Here is a 19,070-nt window from a genome sequence, read left to right on the forward strand (position 1 = left end):
AGTCTGTTACAGCTGGGGCGGCCGGCCGCCGCCCACCGCCGAGCCGATGGGAACGGCGAAGCCGATCCCGATGAACGTCTTCGCGTCGGTCGGGTTGGCCAGCGCCACGACGATGCCGACGGTCTGCCCCCGCATGTTCACCAGCGGCCCGCCGGAGCTGCCCGGGTTGACCGCCGCGTCGAACTGGATGAGCCCCTTGAGGTCGCCGGCCTCGTCGGTCGAGACCGCCCGCTCCAGCCCCGACACCACGCCGGTCGTGGTCGTGTCGGCCAGGGCCAGCTGGTTGCCGATCGCCACGACCTGGTCGCCGACGGCCACCCCGCCGCCGATCGTCGCCGGGACCACCACCGACGGCAGGGTCTGCGGGGTCAGGGTCGCGATGTCGCTGGCCGGCACCGAAGACGCGATCGTCGCCGGGGACGTGCTGCCGTCGGCGTACGCGATCTCGATGCTCTGGGAGTCCTTGACCACGTGCAGGGCGGTCATGATCGTGCCGTCGGCGTTGACGACGACCCCGGTGCCGCCGGCGGACTTGCCGCCGGAAAGGTGCGAGGTGATCGCGACGACCGAGGGCAGGAGGGTCTGGTAGATGTCGCCGACGGTCGGCGGCGCGGACGCCGACGGCGAGGCGGCCGGGCGCGGCGCCGTGGCCGCGGGCCGGCCGGCCGCGCCGGCGCGGAAGGCGACAACGGCCGTGACGACCAGCGCGACCAGCACGATCGCGACGACGAGGGGCTTGCCGAGGGGTACGCGAGGCCTCCGCATCCTTCGAGACTACGGCGGCTGCCTCAAAGTTCGGTATGAGTCGCGGGCGCCAACCGGGATCGCGGCCCGTGACGGATGCGATGCTGTCCGCCATGACCGCACCGGCCGCCGCCGCGAACCTCCTCGAACCGCAGCGCCGAGCGGACTGGTTCGAGCTGTTCTTCGACCTCGTCTTCGTCGTCACCGTCAGCGTCCTCGCGCACGGGCTGCACGGCGATCCGGGCTGGGCGGCGTACGGGACGCTGCTGGCGCTGTTCTTCCCGGCCTGGTGGGCCTGGGTCAACCTGATGCTCTCGGTGAACCTCTTCGGCGCCCGGTGGACCCGCGCCCTCCTGCTCGCGGCCATGCCCGGCCTCGGTCTCATGGCGGCCGCCGCCCGGGCCGGGCTCGGCTCCCGGGCCTGGGCGTTCGCCCTCGGGGCCGCCTGGGTCCGACTGGTCACCTTCGCGATCTGGTGGACGCGTACGCGCCGGGAGCTGGCCGGCATCCCCTGGTGGCGACCGGTCGTCTACGGCGGGCTGACGGCCGGACTGTGGACGGTGTCGGCGGTGGTCCCCTCCCCCGCCCGGTACGCGCTCTGGGTCCTCGCCCTCGTCATCGAGATCGGCCTGCTGACCTTCCGCCGGGGCCAGCCCGCCGACCTCTACGGCCGGCTGTCGGCCGAACACCTCGTCGAGCGGATCGGCCTGTTCCTGGTCATCGTGCTCGGCGAGGCGGTCTTCGGCGTGGTCACCGGACTGGCCGAGTACTTCACCGGCCCGTCGGCCGCGGCCTCGTTCGGCGGACTGGCCGTCGCCGCGATGCTCGCCGTCGGCTTCTTCAACTGGGGCGCGGAGACCGCCGAGCACGGCATCGCCGGCGCACAGTCGCGCGGCGCCGAGGAGATCATGCGCGAGACCGTGCTCTACCTGCCGTTCGTGCTGATCAGTTCGGTGACGGTGCTCGCGGCCGCGCTGGCCGAGGCGGTCGCCGAGCCCGGGCACACCCTCCCGGCCGGCCACCGGTACGCGTTGACCTTCGGCATCATCGGCTACTACCTCACGAACGCGGCCATCTCCCGGCGGCTCGGCGCGAACGGGACCGACCTGCTCCGCTGGGTCGTGCCGGCGGTCCTGCTGCCGCTGCTGATCGTGCTGCCGCTCGCGTACGCGAGCCCGGCCTGGGTCGCCGCCCTCGCCGCCGGAGCCGTCACCGCCGCCATGGTCGCCCTCGCCAACCTCAACGCCCGCCGCCCCCGCCCATAACCCCACCCCCGCTACCTGCCACCCCGCCCCCGCCCCTGCCGCCCCGCCGCCCTGACTTCGACGATCTTGCGCGAATGTCCGGGCCTTTCGGGCATTCATCGCGAAATTCGGGACATTCGCGCAAGATCGTCGGAAATTCAGGCGGGGGACTGCCAGGTGCAGACGCAGGCCTCGTTGCCCTCGGCGTCGGCCAGGACCGTCCACGATGGAGCGTACTCGCGGGTGAGGATCCGGCCGCCCGCCGCCACCGCGGCCGCGATGCGCGCCTCCGCCTGGTCGTGGGCCACCCACACGTCGACGTGGATGTTGTTGCGCTGCGTCCGGGCCTCGTCCGTCTGCTGGAAGTACGCCAGCGGTCCGCGCGTACGCGGGTCGATCAGGTCCTCGCCGCTGTCCGCCCGGTCGTCGTAGCCGAGGACAGCCCGCCAGAACGGTAGCACCTCGGGGATCACGAGGGCGTCGATCGACAGCTGGATCGTCTGCGCCAGTTCCGGGGCCGCGGCCAGCCCGGACTCCTTCGCCACGGCCGAGATCCGGCGGGCCAGTTCGACGTCGCCCTCGCGCAGCCCGTACTGCGCGGCCGCGATGGTGATCAGGCGCAGCGTGACGGTCGCGTACCGCAGGTCGATGTCGGGGTGGTGCTCGTCGAGGCCGGGCAGGGCGCAGATCGCCTGGACGAACCGGGCCCCGGTGGCGAGGTCGCCGGTCCGGAAGACGGCCACCGCCCCCTCACCGACGACGCGCCAGTCCTCTACGCCGTCGGACTCGTGGAACTGCCGGGGAGTGATCTTGTCGGTCATGATCCCACTATCCCCCGAATTCCCGACATCCCTTGTCGTATACGTCGGCGAGTATGGGAGGCATGCGCGCCAGCCGGATGATGTCCCTGCTCCTGCACCTCCAGGTCCGCGGCCGGGCCAGCGGCAACGAACTCGCCCGGCTGCTGGAGGTCAGCGAGCGCACCGTCCAGCGCGACGTCGAGGCGCTCGTCGCGTCCGGCGTACCGGTGCGGGCGGAGCGTGGGCCCGCGGGCGGGTACCGCCTCGACGGCGGCTACCGCACCCGGCTCACCGGCGTCGGCCTCGACGAGGCCGGCGCGCTCGCCTTCCTCGGCCTGTCCGGCCCGGCCGAGCAGCTCGGCCTCGGCGAGATGCTGGAAGGCGCCCGGATGAAGGTCTGGGCCAGCCTCACCGGGGAGGCCCGGGCCCGCGCCGGGCGTACCGCCGAGCGCTTCCATTTCGACCCCCTCCGCTGGTACGCGACGGCCGAACCCGTACCCCGCCTGGTTGACCTGGCCGACGCGGTTTGGCGGGATCGTCGCGTACTCCTGGAATATGTGAAGAACGGGCGGGCCTCGACCCGGAAGATCGACCCGCTGGGGTTGGTCCTCGCCGGCGGCGACTGGTACCTGATCGCGCTGAAGGCGGGTGAGCGGCGTACCTACCGCGTGTCGAGGGTGAAGGCGGTGACGCCGACCGACGAGCCGATCACCCGGCCGCCCGGCTTCGACCTCGCGGCGACATGGGCGCAGGCGCGGCGCGACCTGGAGGCCGAGCCCACCGCGATCGAGGTGACCCTGCGCGTCGCGGCGCGCATGCTGCCGCGGCTGCGCCGGTTGGTCCCGTCGCACGGGCAGAGCCGGATCCCGCTGACCGCGACGGAGGAGGTGGAGCTGACCGTCCCGTTCGAGGACCGCCTGTACGCGCTGTCGGCGATGCTCAGCCTCGGCTCGACGGTCGAGGTGCTGGCCCCGGCGGACCTGCGGGCGGACGTCGCCGACGAGATCCGCCTGATGGCCGCCCGCTACTGATCCCGGGGACGGCGGCGCAGCAGCAGCGCGGCGCCGAACAGCAGCATTCCGAAGACCGCGACGAGCAGCCCGTAGATCCGCCCGCTGTACGCGATCGCGTCGTTCCCGTGCACCAGCAGCCGGGCGGTGCCGGTCGGATCGGTCCTCCCGCCGAAGTCGATCGTGGCGTGGTGGTCGACTCCGGCGGCCGTCCAGTCCACGGCACACGTCTGCGTATGCGTGGCCTTGCTTCCGGACCCGGTCGTCGACAGCTTGCAGGCGCTGACGGTTCCCGTGGCGGTGTCCCAATTCCAGCTTCGCAACTGGTATGCCCCGTATGCGAAGATGACGACCGCGATCACCATGAGGGCGAGTCCCATGCCCCGGCGCTTGCTGCTGAAGTCCACAGGCCATGCTCGCATTGGCCGATGATGTGCCAGGATCGGCCGATCGGGCCGTCCGCCCTTCTCGCATCGGGGCGACCTGGCCGACTCCGTCTATCGTGTTCGGGTGCGTCCCTCCGTAGCGAAACTCGCGATCCTGCTGCTCACGGCCGGTGGCTTCCTGGCCGCCTGCGGCAAGGACACCCCGTCCGCGACCGCCGGCGAATCCCCTTCCCCCGGCGTCTCCGCGTCGGCCGGGCTGGATGTCCCCGTCGCCGCGGGCTCCGCCAGCGCCGCCCCGACCTCCTCGCCGTCCCCGTCCCCGTCCGCGTCGAAGAAGCCCGCCACCCCGGCCGGCTGGCCGAACGCGGACACGACCGGCGTACAGGCGGGGGTGACGCTGACCAAGCGCAGCGGCGAGATCCTCGTGAAGAAGTCCGGCACCGTCATCCAGAACCTCGACCTCAACGGCGACGTGCGGGTCGAGGCCAACAACGTGACCGTACGCAACGTGCGCATCCACAACAACAGCGGCGACTCGGGCCCGACCTACTGGGGTGTCGTGCAGTGGATGGGCTACAGCGGCCTGGTCGTCGAGCACGTCGAGATGGTGGGCGCGAGCGGGCAGGAGCTGACCTCGGGCGTGACGAACTTCGGGGGCATGGTCACGGTCCGCTACTGCGACATCGCCGGCATCAGCAAGAAGGCCGTCGACACCCCGCAGGGCCTGATCGAGGAGAACTACCTCCACGACCCGCACTACTTCAAGCAGGCCGACTACGAGATCGACATGATCCGCGCGACCGGCGGCCCCGCGCCGGGGACGAAACTCGTCGTCCGGCACAACGTGATCCTCAACCCGCAGCCCGCGACCAGCGCGGTCGGCATCTACACCGACGGCAAGGACGTCGCGCACGACATCCTGGTCGAGAACAACCTGCTCGGCGGGGGCGGCTACACGCTCTACGGCGGCGGGGCGAGCGACGCGACCTACAACGTCGTCATCCGCAACAACACCTTCAGCACCAAGACCAAGGGCACCTTCGGGCCCGGCGTCTTCTTCAACTCCCACGGTCGCGGCAACGTGTGGTCGGGCAACAAGTTCGACAACGGCAAGACGGCGTACGCGCCGTAGCCCTAGCCCTTCTCCCATACGGGAACGGATTCCAGGCCGCGGGCCGCCCGGGCGCGGTCGGTCAGCTCCTGGATCAGTCCGGTCTTCGCCCGCGTGTAGTCCGGCGCGGTCGCGAAGGCGTACTTGGCCCGGCTGTAGCGCTCGGCGTCCTCGGGATGCGCCCGCAGATGGTCCCGCAGGATGCGCTGATTGCGGTGCGGCCAGGTCGCCGTCTCGACCACGTGCAGGATGTGCGTACGCCGCCGGTCCGGAGCGCGCCGGATGAGCAGCAGCCGGTCGAGCATGCCGTTGAAGCGCGGCTCGTAACCGAGCCCGTCCAGCGCCACACCATCCACAGTCGACAGATCATCGACGGCGGCCATGAGGTCGATCGTCGGCTTGGCCGACATCCCGGGGACCGCCGTGGAGCCGATGTGCTCGATGTCCACCAGCACACCCCCGAGCACGCCCCGGATCTCCGCCATCGCCGCCCGGGCCTGGTCCGGCCACGCCGGGTCGTACGCCACGATCTCGATACCCTGCACGGCCCCATCCTGTCAGGTTTCCGGCACTCCCCCAGGTACGCGGTCAGGCGTACGAGTGATGCACGTGAACGAATATTTACGTGAGTGTATTCATGGCGTGCCCTGGAGGCATGCGCTGGTTCATCACTGGATGCTCGTCCGGCCTGGGCCGGGCCCTCGCCGAGGGTCTCGCCGCCGACGGTGAGCACATCGTCGCGACCGCCCGCCGGCCCGAGGTACTCGCCGATCTCGTCGCCCGGTACCCCGACACCGTCCTCGCCGTCCCCCTCGACGTCCGCGACGCGTACGCGTGCGAGAACGCCGTCGCCACGGCGATCAACGGGCTCGGCGGGATCGACGTCCTCGTCAACAACGCCGGATACGGCCAGTTCGGGGCGGTCGAGGAGGTGACCGACGAGCAGCTGGCCGACCAGTTCGCCACCAACGTGTACGGGCCGTGGCGGCTGACCCGGCTGGTCCTGCCGCACTGGCGCGAACGGGGTACCGGCCGGGCGCTGTTCGTCTCCTCGGTCGCCGGCACGATGCCGTTCCCGGGCCTGTCGGCGTACACGGCCAGCAAGTTCGCGCTCGAAGGGATGGCCGAGTCGCTCGCCCAGGAGGCCGGCCCGCTGGGCGTCAAGGTGAGCATCCTGCAGTGCGGCGGCTTCGCCACGCCCTACGGCAAGCACCTCACCGAACCGGGACTGCACGCGAGGGTGTACGACCAGGCGTACGGCGGCATGCTCGACGCGATGCGCAACCTCGAAGTGCTGCCCCAGATCAACCAGCCGTCGGTCTTCGTCGACGCCGTCCGCAAGGTCGTGACGACGGCGCAACCGGCGCTACGCGTACCGGTGGGGCTGGACGCGCCGGGGGCGCTGACCGCGGCGCTCGAAGCCCGCCTCAAGGAACTCCGCGACAACTGACTCCCCTTTGATCCTCCACCCCCTTGATCCCGTTTGGATCAGGGAAATCACCCGAATCTTGGGCCAAGATTACGTGGCGATCCCTGATCCAAACCGGATCAAGGAGGAGGGGCAACGGACCGCAAGGCGAAATTCGGTCGCCGGCGGGGGCGCGGCGCGGTCACGCTGAGCGGCATGGGAATGCTGGACCTCATGGCGCAGCGCGTCGCCGCCGGCCAGATCGTCCGGTTCCGGCCCACGGGGAACTCGATGGTCCCGCTGATCGCGAGTCGCGACCTGGTCACGGTCGAGCCGGTGAACGCGGGCCGCCTGGAGGCCGGGGACATCGTCCTCGCGAAGGTGGCCGGAACCGTGTACCTGCACAAGGTCTCGGCTGTCGATCACGCGAACGCGCGGGTCCAGATCAGCAACAACCGCGGTCGTGTCAACGGCTGGACCAACCACGCCCGGGTCTACGGCATCTGCACGAACGTGGCGGGGACGGCTCGCCCGCGACTCAGCGGCAAGACCGCACCCAGCTGACCGCGTACGCGAATCTCATGATCAAGTACGACGGTCGGGCGGCGAGTGTCAGCGGCCGTCGAGCGCGTCCAGCGCCGCCGGGTCGAGCGACGCGTACGGCTGGTCCACCTTGTAGTCCACCCAGGTCTTCTTCGGCAGCGTCACCAGGTCCACCTCGATCCGGGCGTTCTGCGTCGTGAAGTCGCCGCCCCGCTCGTACATCACGATGAGCGGTTCGAACGGGTCGGGCAGGTCCGGCCGGACGATCTCCGGATGCTGCGCCAGCTCCGCGAAGTGCAGGGCCCACGCGCAGGTGCGGCTCGCGTACCAGGTGAGGTCCTCGGTGGTCCGGGCGACGAGGTCCGCGTCGGCCCGCACGTCCGCGTCGATCGCCGCCGCGACGTCGAAGAACGGCCACTCGGGCGTACGCTCCAGCCGCTCCGCCCACCAGGCCGCCCGCCGGAGGTATTCGCGCATCAGGGCGACCCGGGACCGCGTACGCGTGAAGTCGCCGCTCCAGTCGATCCGGCCGATCCGGTACGCGAGTTCCGGCGGTGTCGCGGTCATGGTCAGCCTCCCTGTGCGGCGCGGACGACGTCGTCGAGGTTCGACAGGTCGTCTGCGATCGTAATGCCCGGATGATCCTTGCCGAGCCCGGGCCAGTGCGCGAACGGGTCCCGTTTCGGGTCGACGAGCGGGGACAGGTCGTGCGCGCCGTGGTGGTCGGCGGTCGGCCAGTTCAACCCGTCCTCGTCGTACGCGCCGGGATCGCTGGACCGGTAGGGCAGGCCCTGGTCCATGAGGCTGCTCTCGACGTACTCGTGCGACAGCAGGCGCTTGAACTCGGCGCTCTCGGCGTCGCTGAGGGATCCGTTGCGCGCCTTGGTCCACAGGTCGGCGATGCGTTCGTCGGCGGTGAAGTTGCCCCGGCCGACCTGCCCGGGACCGGTCGGCACGTCGTGCTCGTCCACGAACAGGTGCTGCTTGACCTTGTCGATGATCGACGGGTCGACGCCGAGGTTGTCGGCGATGGCGCTCACGTCGCCGGTGTCGTTGCGGATCCGCTCGTACGCGAGGGCCGCCGCCGGATCGGGGTCCTCGACATATCTCGCCCCGGACCAGCCCGGCGTGTCGACGCCTGGCTCGTGCTTGAGCGGGTCGCTGCGGCCGAGCTTCTTCAGCAGCGTACGCAGCTCGGTCAGCAGTTCGCCGAGCTTGTCGACGAGCGGGCGCAGGCGCTTGAGGGAGCGCAGCAGTGCCTCGATGAATCCTTTGATCTTGTTGACCCACTTGGCGACCAGGGCGGTGACCTGGCCGATGACGACCGGTGTGCCGAGGCCGAGGGTGAGTCCCTCCTCGGCCAGCCACTGCGGCAGCCGGGCGGCGAGGGTCGCGATGAACTGCGCGATCAGGTCGCGGACGATGCCCCGGACCAGGCCGACGAGCAGCCCCGCGCCCTCGACGGCATAGGAGATCGCGTTGGTCGCCTTCGAGATCCCTTCCAGCGCCTGCAGGTGGATCCCCGCGTGCTCCCGGTACGCGTCGCCGGAATCCCCGACCCACTGGGCGGTCTCCATACGCACGGCGTCGGCGAACTCCTCCCGCGCCTGATCGGTGAACTGGGAGACGTTCTTCCACGTCTGCGCGTGCGCCGAGATCTCGTCAGGGTTGCCGGCCAGCCAGTCGAGGGCTTCCTTCAACGGTTTGAGGTGCTCCATCAGCCAGGAGACGCCCCACGCGACCAGCGAACCGATCGGGTCGATCGCCATGCCGAGGATGTCCAGCGCGCCGCCGACCCCGCCGAGCGTGCCGTCCACCCAGGAGTGATTGTGAATGCCGCTCGACACCTGTGCGACGTCTTCGACGAGGCCCAGGCCGGTGTACCAGGTCGTCGACGAATGCGCCTGCGCCACCAGCGGATTGGCCACGGTTCCCCCTCCCCCGTCCTCACCGCGACCATAGCGCCGACCGTCTATCCCGTCAGCCCCTCACCGTCCACCTGTGGATAACTCCGGACGATCTAGAGGCCGGCGGCGATCGTCGCCGCCCCGGCGACCGGGACGTCCCGGCTGAACAGGTGGAACTCGGCCGCTTCCGCCCGCTGGCCGATGCGGTCGCCGATCATGGTGGTACGCATCGCCTCGTAGCAGCCCGATTCCTGCAGCTGCTCCTGTGTGTAGCCGGCGGTGCACAGCACGAGCGCCTTGCGGGCCACGACGCGCACCGGCCGGTACGCCCAGCCGACCGTCCACACGCGATCGAACCAGCCCTTCATCAGCGCGGGGCAGTCGTTCCACCAGACCGGGTACACGAACGCCCACACGTCGGCGGCGGCCAGCCGTTCGTGTTCGAGCGTGACGTCAGCCGCGACCGGCGCCCCCGCGTCGTACGCCGATTCCCGCGCGTACTCCCCGGCGCTCAGGTCCGGGCGGAAGCCCATCGCGTACAGGTCGCTGAGGGTGTGGGAGTGGCCGGCGCCGGTCAACCCCCCGACGAAGGAGTCGAGCAGGTCGCGGGTGAAGCTGCGGCCGGCCGGATGCGCGTACACGATGTGGACGTTGCTCACCCGGTCAGTGTCGCTCAGGCGGGGGCGGACCGGCGGCGCACCGCGTACGCGACGAGGACGAAACTCAGCACGATCAGGACGGGCCAGGGCCACGCGCCTGCGTCGGGGAGGACCCGCGCGGACAGGATCATGAGCAGGACGCTGACGACGAAGCCGGCCAGGGCCACGGCCCAGGGCCGGTCGAGCCGCAGCAGCAGCGCGGCGCCGAAGGTCACGGCGGTCGCGATCGCCGCGACGACCAGCAGCCCGCGACCGATGTTCGCCAGGCCGTCGGCGGCGACGATCCGCAGGGTGACCGCGCCCGCGACGGCGAAGACGAGGCCCGCGGCGGCGCCGCGGGCGATGACGGAGATCGAGCTCGATGGCATGCGGGCATTATCGCGGCGCCGGCCGGGGCGGGCCGTCCACCGGACGGCCGCACCCCGGCGCCGAGCGGGCGCGGGCGGCGGCCCCTCAGGCCATGAGCGCGAGGGTGATCGCCACCGGGATCAGGTACAGCACGGGGAAGGCGACCGTCTGGTACGACCGCGCCCGCAGCACGGTCACGACCGCCCCCAGGAAGTACGCGATGAGGCACACGGCCGCCGCGATGCCGACGGCCGGCACGGCGAGCCCGACGAGCAGGCCGAGCGCGCCGGCCCCCTTGGCGATCCCGAGCGGGGTCCACCACGACCGCGGTACGCCGTACGTGACCAGCGGGTCGACGACGAAGGGTGCCCGGCGCAGCAGCGAGAACGAGGAGAATCCGACCCAGAGGGCGGTGAGGGCGGTGAGGACGGTGACGACGGCGGTGGTGGTCGACATGAGGAGCTCCTTCGGCGTTGGTCTTCACTTCCGTGACCCCCGCCCGCGCCGGAGTGTGACCGGAGTCGTCTGGATCACACCGCCAACAGCTCGCGTACGCGTTCCGCGAAGGCCCGTGGATGCGTCAGGTTCCCGTTGTGCCCGCCCGGGAAGGACTCGGCCGGCCGGCCGAGGCGATCCGCGAGCGCGAGCCCGGCCAGGTAGTCGAACCCGTCGGCCGGGCTGCGCTCCCCCACCGCCGGGATCACGGGCGCGTCCCGGGCCACATCGGCCGGCGTCAGCGTGTCCGCCAGCGCCGCGTCCAGGTCCGCCGTCAGGAAGAACTCGAAGTTCGCCGCCCGCTGGTCGGTGAACGGGAACGCCGTCACCCCCGGCTCCGTCGCCTGGTCGCGCGGGTCGATCCCGAGTACCGCCGCGACCCGCCCGGCCGCCGCACGCCACCCGCCCGTCTCATACGCGACGCGTACGCTCGCGAGCTTGTCGCGGGCGATCCGCTCCTGATCCGCCGCGAGGAACCGCACCGCGATCGGCTCGTGGGCGATCAAGGTCCGCACCGTTCCCGCGTACGCGTGGAGCATGTGCAGGCCGACGGCGGCCCCGAGGCTGAGTCCGAGCATGAGGACGGGCTTGTCGGTGACGGCCCGGACCACGGCGGCGGCGTCCGCGGCGTGCCGGCGCAGGGTGATCGGCAGCCCGGGATCGGTCACGACGCTGCGCGACAGCCCCCGCCGGTCGTACGTGACCACGGTGAACTCCCCGGCGAGCGACCGCACGAGATCCACGCTGCGGTCGGCGTCGCCCTCGCCGCTCTGCGAGATGAGCAGGACCGGCCCGGCTCCGGTGACCTGGTAGTGGATGCGGGCGCCTTCGACGATCAATTCGGTCATGCCCCGACCATAAAGCATCAATTTTGATGCATCAAGAATGATGTACTCTGGATCACGTGAGCCCCGTGGAACTGATCCTGCTCGGCCGGACCCTGATGAAGATCGGCGAGCAGGCCCTGCCGCCGGCCGCCCCGGACGCCCCGCGCGGCGGCGAGCGTACGGTCGTCGTGGTCATGTCCGACGTCTACCAGCACCCGGAGACCAGCGTCGTCGAGGTCGCCCGGCGTACGGGACTGCCGCAGAGCGCGGTCTCCACCGCCGTCGCCCGGCTGCGCGAGGTCGGCTCGATCGTCGCCGAACCAGACCCGTCCGACCGCCGGCGGCAGCTATTGCGGCGCAACCCCGAACTCACCGCGCGCCGCCGCGAGGTGGCCACGGCCCGCATCGACGAGGCGCTCGCGACAGCCCTCGACGAGCCGGCTCAGCTGGGAGCCGTCCTGGCCGCCCTGGAGATCCTCGGACAGCACCTGACCCCGGAGGCGATCGCCCGTCTCCGCCCACAGTAGACAGACATTCGTCGATGATGGTCGGGTTGCCCCTACCTTGATCCCGGGGGTCTGCGGTATTCCGGCGTACCCGTCTCTTTCAGCACGCTTGTCCCATGACCGAGACGATCGCAGCACCCTCGCCGATCACCGCCCGCGGCAGTGACTTCGCCCGGCTGGCCGACCGCGTACGCCAGGCCGGCCTGCTCGAACGCCGTCCGGCCTACTACGCCGTGCGGATCGGCCTGGTCGTCGCCGCGTACGCCGGCGCCTGGGCGGCTTTCGCGCTGCTGGGCGACTCCTGGTTCCAGTTGCTCGTCGCGGCCGCCCTCGCCGTCGTGTTCGCCCAGGTCGCCCTGGTCGCCCACGATCTCGCCCACCGCCAGGTCTTCGCGAAGCGCGGGCCCAGCGAGGTCGCCGGGATGATCGCCGGCAACCTCGGCATCGGCATGAGCTACGGCTGGTGGATGGACAAGCACACCCGCCACCACGCCAATCCGAACCACGAGGAGCACGATCCGGACGTCTCCCCCGACATCCTGATCTGGTCCGAGGACCAGGCCCGCACGGCGACCGGAGTGGCGCGCCGGGTCGGGCGGGTCCAGGCGTACATCTTCTTCCCGCTCCTGCTCCTGGAGGGCCTGAACCTGCACGTGTCCGGGGCGCGCGCGCTGCGCCGCGGCGGCCAGCGGCATCGCGCCGCGGAGATCGTGCTGTTCGCGGCCCACGTGCTCGGTTACTTCGCCGCGGTGTTCGCGGTCCTGCCCGCCGGCAAGGCGATCGCCTTCATGGCCGTCCACCAGGCGCTGTTCGGCCTGTACCTCGGCTGCACGTTCGCGCCCAACCACAAGGGCATGCCGATGGCCACCGACGACCTCGACTACCTGCGCAAGCAGGTCCTGACCTCGCGCGACGTCCGCGGCGGCGGCATCCTGGACGTCGCCCTCGGGGGCCTCAACCACCAGATCGAGCACCACCTCTTCCCGAGCATGGCGTCGGTCAACCTCCGCAAGGCCAAGCCGCTCGTACGCGATTTCTGCGCCGAGATCGGCGTTGCCTACCACGAGACCGGGCTGGTCGAGTCGTACTCGATCGCGCTGCGCCACCTGCACCGGGTGGGAGCGCCGCTGCGCCGTCGGGCCTAGTGCCAGCGCCCGGCGGCCAGCCGTTCGAGGTGCCCGATCCGGGCCGCCAGCCAGCCGGGCACCTTCTCCTCCTCCAGCGCGTACGCGACGTCGCCGGCGATGTGGGCGGCGTCGCGCAGTTCGCATTCCGCCCGCAGGACCAGCGGATCGGCGCCCGTCAGGTCGACGATCGCCCCGAGCACGGCGCCGAGGTGCGGCCCGCTCGTCACCGCCAGCAGGATCCAGTCGTCCGCCGGTACGCCGTACCGGGCCCGTTCGAAGTCCAGCAGCGCGGACACGTCCGGGCCGTCGACGAGCCAGTTGCCCCAGTCGGCGTCCGCGTGCACAGGTGTCGCGGCCGGCCCGTCCGACGGCGCGGACGCGGCGATCGCGCGGAGCCGGTCGACGAGCCACCGCGAGACCACGGCCGCCCGGTCGATCCGCTCGATCTGCTCCAGGAGCGCGGCCCGGCCGACGAATCCCTCGTGGACCGGGGACTTGCGCAGCGCCTGTTCGACCTCGCCGTCCGGGGTCCACCGGTGCAGATCGTGCAGGCGCCGGACCGCCTGTTCGGCCCACCGCCGGGCGGTCGCGTCGTCCGCTCCCGGCAACCCCACTCCCGCGCGTACGCCGGGCATGCGGGTGAAGACCGCGTAGCGGATCTCGGTGCCGGCGAACTCCGTGCGGCCCGCGGCGATCAACGGCGCGCCGAGCCCGGCGGGCAGCCGCGGGGCGAGTGTGACCTCCAGGTCGAGCCGGTCGTGGATGTGCGCCCCGATCAGCTTCACCGCGATCCCGGCGCCGAGGAAGACGTAGTGCGACATGCTGTCCGCCGTCGTCAGCGGGCCCGGATCGCGGCCCAGCACCTCGGCCGCGATGTGGTGCGCGGCATCGCGGGCCCGGTCGAGATCTTCAGGGGTGGCGTCGAGGCGCCGGGGCAACTTCATCGATCCTCCTTCGCGTCCGGCCGATGCTAAGCCGCCGGGATCGGGCCGCCGCGGCGCTCGACAGCCGGAGAAGCCCTGTACGCCAAGCGAACCCACATACGCGTAGTCCCCTATGAATCATGGGGCTAACTCGCTTGTGCGTCGCGTTCGCATGACTTCGCCGAGCCAGGGGGTGTCCGCGTACCGGGCGCGACGCCGTGATCTGAGTCACCGCGTACCACAGGAAGAGTCGGGTTTAAGAAAATTAAGATCCACGGCTTGAATCCTTAAGATTCTCAAGGTACAAATAAATCATGACGGCACGGACCATGGACTGGCAAGAACTGACGAACCTGACCCGCGGGCAGCCCTTCGTCGTCGAGCGCGTGCGCCTCGCCAACGGCGTCGCGATCGAGGGCGCGTTCGAGCCACCGCAGCTGGGCCAGCTGAGCCTGGAGGACCAGGTGTTCGTCACGGCCTTCGTCCGCTGCCACGGTTCCATCAAGGAGATGGAGCGGATCTTCGGGGTGAGCTACCCGACGATCAAGTCACGGCTCAACCGGATCGCGCAGCTGCTCGACTTCGTCGAGACCGATCCGGCGCCGTCCCGGGCCGACGTCATCGACCGGCTGCGCCGCGGCGAGATCGACGCCCAGCAGGCACTGCGCGAGTTGGAGGGTCGCACATGATGCCGCAACTGCTGACCGTACGCGTGAACCGGTCGCGAGGCCGCCGCCCGATCCGGATCTGGGTGCCGGTGCTTCCCGTCGCGCTGATCCTGTCGCCGCTGCTGATCCTGGCGGTCGGCGTGGTCGCGGTCGCCTGCGCCGTCTACCGGATCAGCGTCCTGCGGGCACTCGGCACGAGCTGGCGGATCCTGTCCGCCCTGCCCGGCACCCGGCTGGACGTGGCGACCGGGAACACGGCGTTCCTCGTCAGCATCCGGTAGCCCGCGGGCGACCGGTGAACCATCCATCGGAGAACGGAAGAGAGAGGTGCACAGTGGACGAACAGCGCAAGGACATCCTGCGGATGCTCGCCGAAGGCAAGATCACCGCGGACGAGGCGGACCAGCTCATCGCCGCCCTCGAACGCGACCAGCCGGCGTCGGCCGGCCCGGGGTCGGCGGCCGGGCCGAAGGGCCGGCTCAAGTACCTGCGGGTGGTCGTCGACGCCACCGAGGACGGTACGCCGACCAAGGTCAACATTCGGGTTCCGCTGCAACTGCTCCGGGCCGGCGTACGCCTCGCGGCGCTGATCCCGCCGCAGGCCCTCGGGGAGGCGAACGCGCAGCTCAGCAAGTCGGGTGTGCCGATCGACCTGACCCAGCTCAAGCCCGAGCAGCTCGAAGAGCTCATCGAGGCCCTGGACGAGATGACGATCGAGGTCGACCAGCCCGACACCAAGGTGCGCGTCTTCTGCGAGTGAGCACCGTCCGGATGATCGGACGGGCCCCCGGGAAGGTGCTGGAACACCTCCCCGAGGGAGTGCCCGCAAGAGCGGAGACACTTTTCCACCGGATCGAAGTCTAACCGAACACACCGCTCCGGCCAGGGGTTGCCGAACAGGCGCCCCTGGCCGCTGTGCGTCCGGATCCGGGCCGGGTGCGGTGTCAGGTGCCGTGTCAGGTGCCGTGTCAGGATCGCGTCAGGCCCGCGACAGGGCGCCCCCCGATAGTTCCTCCCATGACGAACTCGGCGATCGCGGTCTCGGGACTGCGGAAGGCGTACAAGGACAAGGTCGTGCTGGACGGCATCGACCTGGAGGTCCGCGCGGGGACGGTGTTCTCGCTGCTCGGCCCGAACGGGGCGGGCAAGACCACGACGGTGAACGTGCTGACGACGCTGATGAAGCCCGACGGCGGCTCGGTACGCGTCGCCGGCCACGACGTGGCGACCGAAGCCAAGGCGGTCCGCGCGGCGATCGGTGTCACCGGCCAGTACGCGGCGGTGGACGAGCTGCTGAGCGGGCAGGAGAACCTGCAGCTCATGGTCGACCTGAGCCGGGGACCGGCGAAGGACGGCAAGCGGGTCGTCGCGGACCTGCTGGAGCGGTTCGAGCTGACGGAGGCGGCGCAGAAGCCGGCCTCGACCTACTCCGGCGGGATGCGCCGCAAGCTCGACCTGGCGATGACCCTGGTCGGCTCGCCGCGGATCATCTTCCTGGACGAGCCGACGACGGGGCTGGACCCGCGCAGCCGCCACACGATGTGGTCGATCGTCCGGGGCCTGGTGGCCGACGGCGTCACGATCTTCCTCACCACGCAGTACCTGGACGAAGCCGACCAGCTCGCCGACCGCGTCGCCGTGCTCGACCAGGGCCGCCTGGTCGCGCAGGGCACCCCGGACGAGCTCAAGCGCCAGATCCCCGGTACGCACATCCGCCTGCGGTTCACCACCGCCCACGAACTCGACGCCGCCGCGCGGATCTTCCCCGGCGCGACCGCGGACCCCGACGCGCTGGCCCTGCGGGTGCCCGGCGACGGCGGCACCAAGTCCCTGCGCGCCCTGCTCGACCGGCTCGACGAGCACTCCCTCAGCGCCGAGGAGTGCACGGTTCACACCCCCGACCTCGATGACGTCTTCCTCGCCCTGACGGGCCACACCACGGAGGCTGCGAAATGAGCGCCCAGTCCCACTCGCTGGTCATGCTGCGCCGCAACGCCAAGCACATCGCCCGCAACCCGACCTCGGTGTTCAACGCGGTCCTCATGCCCATCGTCATCATGCTGATGTTCGTCTACATGTTCGGCAACGCGTTCAACGTCGGCGTCAAGTACATCGACTACGCGACGCCCGGTCTGATGCTGCTGGCCGTCTGCTACGGCCTCGGCGGGACCGCCACGGCGGTCAACGCCGACATGACCAAGGGCATCATCAACCGGTTCAAGGTCATGGACGTCTCCCGCGGCGCGGTGCTGACCGGGCACGTCGTGGCCAGCGTCCTGACGAACCTGGTCGCGATCGCCGCCCTCGTCGGCGTGGCCTTCGCGCTGGGCTTCCGCCCGGCCGCGGGCCTGACCGACTGGCTCGGCGCGGTCGGCCTGGTCGCCCTGCTGGCGTTCGCCGCCGGCTGGTTCACCGTCGCGCTGGGACTGTTCGCGAAGTCGCCCGAGACGGCCGGCATGGCCGCGGTGCCGCTGGTCATGCTGCCCTTCTTCAGCAGCGCGATCGTCCCGGCCGACAAGATGGGCCCGGGCCTGCGGGAGTTCGCGAAGTACCAGCCCTTCACCCCGATCATCGAGAGTCTGCGCGGCTTCCTCAACGGCACTCCCACCGCCGGCCACGTGATCCCCGCCCTCGCCTGGTGCGTCGCGATCGCCCTGGTCGGGTACCTGTGGGCGCGGTCCACCTTCGCCAAGCGCGCGTGACCGCCTGCTGGGCCGCCTCGGCGTACTTCATGTCGCCGAGGCGGCTCCGCGCTTCGTCAGGAATCCGCGCCGCGCAGACCCAGCGGCGCGAATTCGTGGTCCTGCCAGATCCGCCGCGATCCCTCCTCGGGATACGCGGCGACGACCGGCTCCGCGTCCCAGATCCGCGTGAGCCGCCCTTCGCTCTCGTACGCCGGCCAGCCGGGATCGCCGCCCGCCGCGAACGCCGTCCAGGCCGCCCGCATCCGCGCCGACAGCTCCACCGCCGCCGCACCCGGGCCGTCGCCGATCAGCATGGCCGGCCGGCTGCCCGTCAGATTGCCGAACACGAGCGGCACGTCGAGCCCATGGCAGGCGCCGAGTACGCCGCCCAGGCCCGGAGCGCCCCACGCCAGCTCGTAGAGGTACGCCCGGCCGCCGCCCTCGACCTGCGCCTCGGCGAGCCGCAGACTCGGCATCCGAAACAGCCAGTCCGAGTGCACCAGCTCGAAGAGCTCATCCGCGCCGGCCCGCGGGTACGCCGCCCGATACCGGCGTACGCCGTCCGGGCCCGGGCCGAAGACGCGCAGCGCGAACTCCGCCTGTTCCGGCGTCACCTGACCGAGATACCCGGTGAAGAGGGTGAACAGCCGATGCTCGTCGCGGGTATGCCCGGCCAGCAGGTCGACCTCCCGCCCGGCCCCCGCCGCCAGCGCCTGCCACGGCGTGACGGGCAGCACCTCGCCGTCGACGACGGGCGCGAACAGGATCTCCCGCAGCGCCGGCCGCCCCCAGCGGGCAGCCTGACCGCTCATCGTGGCGGAGACCGCGTCGGCGGCGAGGACCAGCATGGCCGGATCGACGGCGGCGAGATCCTCGGTCGTCGGGCGCAGGCCCAGCTCCCCGGCACAGGCCGCCGCGATGTCCGCGGCCAGCTCCGGCGCGAAGAACGTGCCCGGCATGCTCTGGACGACGGCCCTGCGCAGCAGACCTCTCGCCCGGGGCATGGCCAGCAGCGCGGCCACCGATCCGCCGCCCGCCGACTCCCCGAAGACGGTCACGTTCGCCGGGTCACCGCCGAAGGCGGCGATGTGGTCGCGTACCCAGTGGAGGGCGGCGACCTGGTCGAGCAGGCCCCGGTTCGGCGGCGCCCCCGCGATCTCGGCGAAGCCCTCGATCCCGAGGCGGTAGTTGAAGGTCACCACGACGACGCCGCCGCGGGCCAGGTTCGCGCCGTCGTACTCCGGCCTGTTCGCGGCACCGATCGTGTACGCGCCGCCGAAGATCCAGACCAGCACCGGGAGGTGCACGGCCCGGCCGGGATCCGGGGACCAGACGTTGACGGTCAGCCAGTCGCCGCCCTCCCCGCCCTCCCCGCCGTCGTCGTCCGTCTGCGGAGGCGGCGGTCCGAACGCCACCGCCGGGCGTACGCCGTCCCAGGCGAGGGCGGGTTGCGGGGCCGCGAAGCGGTGGGCTCCGACCGGCGGGGCGGCATAGGGAATGCCACGGAAGACGGCGACACCGCTCTCCCAGCTTCCCCGCAGAACACCGGCCGGTACGCGTACCTCGGGTGTCATCGTCCCCCCTCGCCCGCATGCCGTGCTTTCGCGCAGAGGCCGCGCGCTCTCGCAGCGAACAGCGACATCATCGCGTCGCCCGGCCGGGGTCCGCCAACCTTTTACG

24 protein-coding genes are annotated in these 19,070 nt (G+C 71.2%); 12 read left to right on the forward strand and 12 right to left on the reverse strand.

Going from position 1 to position 19,070, the window contains the following annotated elements:
* Window positions 1-6: 6 nt before the first annotated feature.
* Window positions 7-765, reverse strand: a complete 759-nt coding sequence (locus G401_RS42710) for a S1C family serine protease (RefSeq protein WP_034590383.1) — start codon at window positions 763-765, stop codon at window positions 7-9.
* 92 nt (window positions 766-857) lie between these two features.
* On the opposite strand from G401_RS42710, the gene G401_RS0101500 reads away from it, so the two are divergent.
* Window positions 858-2,009, forward strand: a complete 1,152-nt coding sequence (locus G401_RS0101500; protein ID WP_169734125.1) for a low temperature requirement protein A — start codon at window positions 858-860, stop codon at window positions 2,007-2,009.
* A gap of 137 nt (window positions 2,010-2,146) precedes the next feature.
* On the opposite strand, the gene G401_RS0101505 is transcribed toward G401_RS0101500, so the two are convergent.
* A complete protein-coding gene (locus G401_RS0101505) occupies window positions 2,147-2,809 on the reverse strand; it encodes a VOC family protein (RefSeq protein ID WP_027341112.1) in 663 nt (220 codons plus the stop codon).
* Between the two features lie 62 nt (window positions 2,810-2,871).
* On the opposite strand from G401_RS0101505, the gene G401_RS0101510 reads away from it, so the two are divergent.
* Window positions 2,872-3,819 carry a helix-turn-helix transcriptional regulator gene (locus G401_RS0101510; RefSeq protein ID WP_027341113.1) on the forward strand — a complete coding sequence of 316 codons (948 nt, stop codon included), beginning with the start codon at window positions 2,872-2,874 and terminating at the stop codon, window positions 3,817-3,819.
* On the opposite strand, the gene G401_RS0101515 is transcribed toward G401_RS0101510, so the two are convergent.
* Window positions 3,813-4,220: a hypothetical protein gene (locus G401_RS0101515; RefSeq protein WP_157545178.1), complete on the reverse strand. Its 408-nt coding sequence runs from the start codon at window positions 4,218-4,220 to the stop codon at window positions 3,813-3,815. The genes G401_RS0101510 and G401_RS0101515 overlap by 7 nt on opposite strands.
* A gap of 88 nt (window positions 4,221-4,308) precedes the next feature.
* Between G401_RS0101515 and G401_RS42715 the strand changes: the two genes are divergently transcribed.
* Window positions 4,309-5,316, forward strand: a complete 1,008-nt coding sequence (locus G401_RS42715; protein ID WP_034590386.1) for a right-handed parallel beta-helix repeat-containing protein — start codon at window positions 4,309-4,311, stop codon at window positions 5,314-5,316.
* A gap of 2 nt (window positions 5,317-5,318) precedes the next feature.
* Here G401_RS42715 and G401_RS42720 read toward each other — a convergent pair whose 3' ends face one another.
* Entirely contained in the window at window positions 5,319-5,840 is a 522-nt protein-coding gene (locus tag G401_RS42720) for a GrpB family protein (protein WP_027341115.1), read from the reverse strand.
* 110 nt (window positions 5,841-5,950) lie between these two features.
* Here G401_RS42720 and G401_RS42725 point away from each other — a divergent pair, with 110 nt between their 5' ends.
* Both G401_RS42725 and G401_RS42730 read left to right on the forward strand, forming a co-directional pair.
* Window positions 5,951-6,745: an SDR family oxidoreductase gene (locus G401_RS42725; RefSeq protein WP_051365992.1), complete on the forward strand. Its 795-nt coding sequence runs from the start codon at window positions 5,951-5,953 to the stop codon at window positions 6,743-6,745.
* Window positions 6,746-6,919: 174 nt separating this feature from the next.
* Window positions 6,920-7,267 (forward strand): S24 family peptidase, encoded by a 348-nt coding sequence (locus tag G401_RS42730; RefSeq protein ID WP_051365993.1) that lies wholly within the window; start codon window positions 6,920-6,922, stop codon window positions 7,265-7,267.
* A gap of 48 nt (window positions 7,268-7,315) precedes the next feature.
* Here G401_RS42730 and G401_RS0101540 read toward each other — a convergent pair whose 3' ends face one another.
* The 6 genes from G401_RS0101540 to G401_RS0101565 form a co-directional block, all read right to left on the reverse strand.
* Window positions 7,316-7,813, reverse strand: coding sequence for a hypothetical protein (locus G401_RS0101540; protein ID WP_034590387.1), 498 nt, complete (start codon window positions 7,811-7,813; stop codon window positions 7,316-7,318).
* A gap of 2 nt (window positions 7,814-7,815) precedes the next feature.
* The gene (locus G401_RS57005; protein ID WP_051365994.1) at window positions 7,816-9,174 is read right to left on the reverse strand and encodes a WXG100 family type VII secretion target; all 1,359 of its coding nucleotides are present in this window, start codon (window positions 9,172-9,174) and stop codon (window positions 7,816-7,818) included.
* 92 nt (window positions 9,175-9,266) lie between these two features.
* Window positions 9,267-9,812: an NAD(P)H-dependent oxidoreductase gene (locus G401_RS56585; RefSeq protein ID WP_051365995.1), complete on the reverse strand. Its 546-nt coding sequence runs from the start codon at window positions 9,810-9,812 to the stop codon at window positions 9,267-9,269.
* A 14-nt stretch (window positions 9,813-9,826) separates the two neighbouring features.
* A complete protein-coding gene (locus G401_RS56590; protein WP_027341117.1) occupies window positions 9,827-10,180 on the reverse strand; it encodes a hypothetical protein in 354 nt (117 codons plus the stop codon).
* A gap of 85 nt (window positions 10,181-10,265) precedes the next feature.
* Window positions 10,266-10,616: a DoxX family protein gene (locus G401_RS0101560; protein WP_027341118.1), complete on the reverse strand. Its 351-nt coding sequence runs from the start codon at window positions 10,614-10,616 to the stop codon at window positions 10,266-10,268.
* 74 nt (window positions 10,617-10,690) lie between these two features.
* Window positions 10,691-11,503: an alpha/beta fold hydrolase gene (locus G401_RS0101565; protein WP_034590388.1), complete on the reverse strand. Its 813-nt coding sequence runs from the start codon at window positions 11,501-11,503 to the stop codon at window positions 10,691-10,693.
* A gap of 56 nt (window positions 11,504-11,559) precedes the next feature.
* On the opposite strand from G401_RS0101565, the gene G401_RS0101570 reads away from it, so the two are divergent.
* Both G401_RS0101570 and G401_RS0101575 read left to right on the forward strand, forming a co-directional pair.
* Complete coding sequence (locus G401_RS0101570) at window positions 11,560-12,009, forward strand: MarR family transcriptional regulator (RefSeq protein ID WP_027341120.1); 450 nt, start codon at window positions 11,560-11,562, stop codon at window positions 12,007-12,009.
* 95 nt (window positions 12,010-12,104) lie between these two features.
* The gene (locus G401_RS0101575) at window positions 12,105-13,133 is read left to right on the forward strand and encodes a fatty acid desaturase family protein (RefSeq protein ID WP_034590389.1); all 1,029 of its coding nucleotides are present in this window, start codon (window positions 12,105-12,107) and stop codon (window positions 13,131-13,133) included.
* On the opposite strand, the gene G401_RS0101580 is transcribed toward G401_RS0101575, so the two are convergent.
* Window positions 13,130-14,059: a phosphotransferase family protein gene (locus G401_RS0101580; RefSeq protein WP_027341122.1), complete on the reverse strand. Its 930-nt coding sequence runs from the start codon at window positions 14,057-14,059 to the stop codon at window positions 13,130-13,132. The genes G401_RS0101575 and G401_RS0101580 overlap by 4 nt on opposite strands.
* A gap of 293 nt (window positions 14,060-14,352) precedes the next feature.
* Here G401_RS0101580 and G401_RS0101585 point away from each other — a divergent pair, with 293 nt between their 5' ends.
* The 5 genes from G401_RS0101585 to G401_RS0101605 all read left to right on the forward strand — a co-directional run bounded on the left by G401_RS0101585 (window position 14,353) and on the right by G401_RS0101605 (window position 17,408).
* The gene (locus tag G401_RS0101585; RefSeq protein ID WP_211240638.1) at window positions 14,353-14,727 is read left to right on the forward strand and encodes a DUF2089 domain-containing protein; all 375 of its coding nucleotides are present in this window, start codon (window positions 14,353-14,355) and stop codon (window positions 14,725-14,727) included.
* Window positions 14,724-14,987, forward strand: coding sequence for a hypothetical protein (locus G401_RS0101590; protein WP_027341124.1), 264 nt, complete (start codon window positions 14,724-14,726; stop codon window positions 14,985-14,987). The genes G401_RS0101585 and G401_RS0101590 overlap by 4 nt, the downstream gene beginning before the upstream one ends.
* A gap of 53 nt (window positions 14,988-15,040) precedes the next feature.
* Window positions 15,041-15,466 carry an SHOCT-like domain-containing protein gene (locus G401_RS0101595; protein ID WP_027341125.1) on the forward strand — a complete coding sequence of 142 codons (426 nt, stop codon included), beginning with the start codon at window positions 15,041-15,043 and terminating at the stop codon, window positions 15,464-15,466.
* A gap of 257 nt (window positions 15,467-15,723) precedes the next feature.
* Window positions 15,724-16,662: a daunorubicin resistance protein DrrA family ABC transporter ATP-binding protein gene (locus G401_RS0101600; RefSeq protein WP_027341126.1), complete on the forward strand. Its 939-nt coding sequence runs from the start codon at window positions 15,724-15,726 to the stop codon at window positions 16,660-16,662.
* Entirely contained in the window at window positions 16,659-17,408 is a 750-nt protein-coding gene (locus tag G401_RS0101605; RefSeq protein ID WP_027341127.1) for an ABC transporter permease, read from the forward strand. Before G401_RS0101600 ends, G401_RS0101605 begins: the two co-directional genes overlap by 4 nt.
* Window positions 17,409-17,464: 56 nt before the next feature.
* On the opposite strand, the gene G401_RS42745 is transcribed toward G401_RS0101605, so the two are convergent.
* Window positions 17,465-18,964, reverse strand: a complete 1,500-nt coding sequence (locus G401_RS42745; protein WP_034590390.1) for a carboxylesterase/lipase family protein — start codon at window positions 18,962-18,964, stop codon at window positions 17,465-17,467.
* Window positions 18,965-19,070: the final 106 nt, after the last annotated feature.

It is taken from the genome of Hamadaea tsunoensis DSM 44101, assembly GCF_000428945.1.
Classification (GTDB): Bacteria; Actinomycetota; Actinomycetes; order Mycobacteriales; family Micromonosporaceae; genus Hamadaea; species Hamadaea tsunoensis.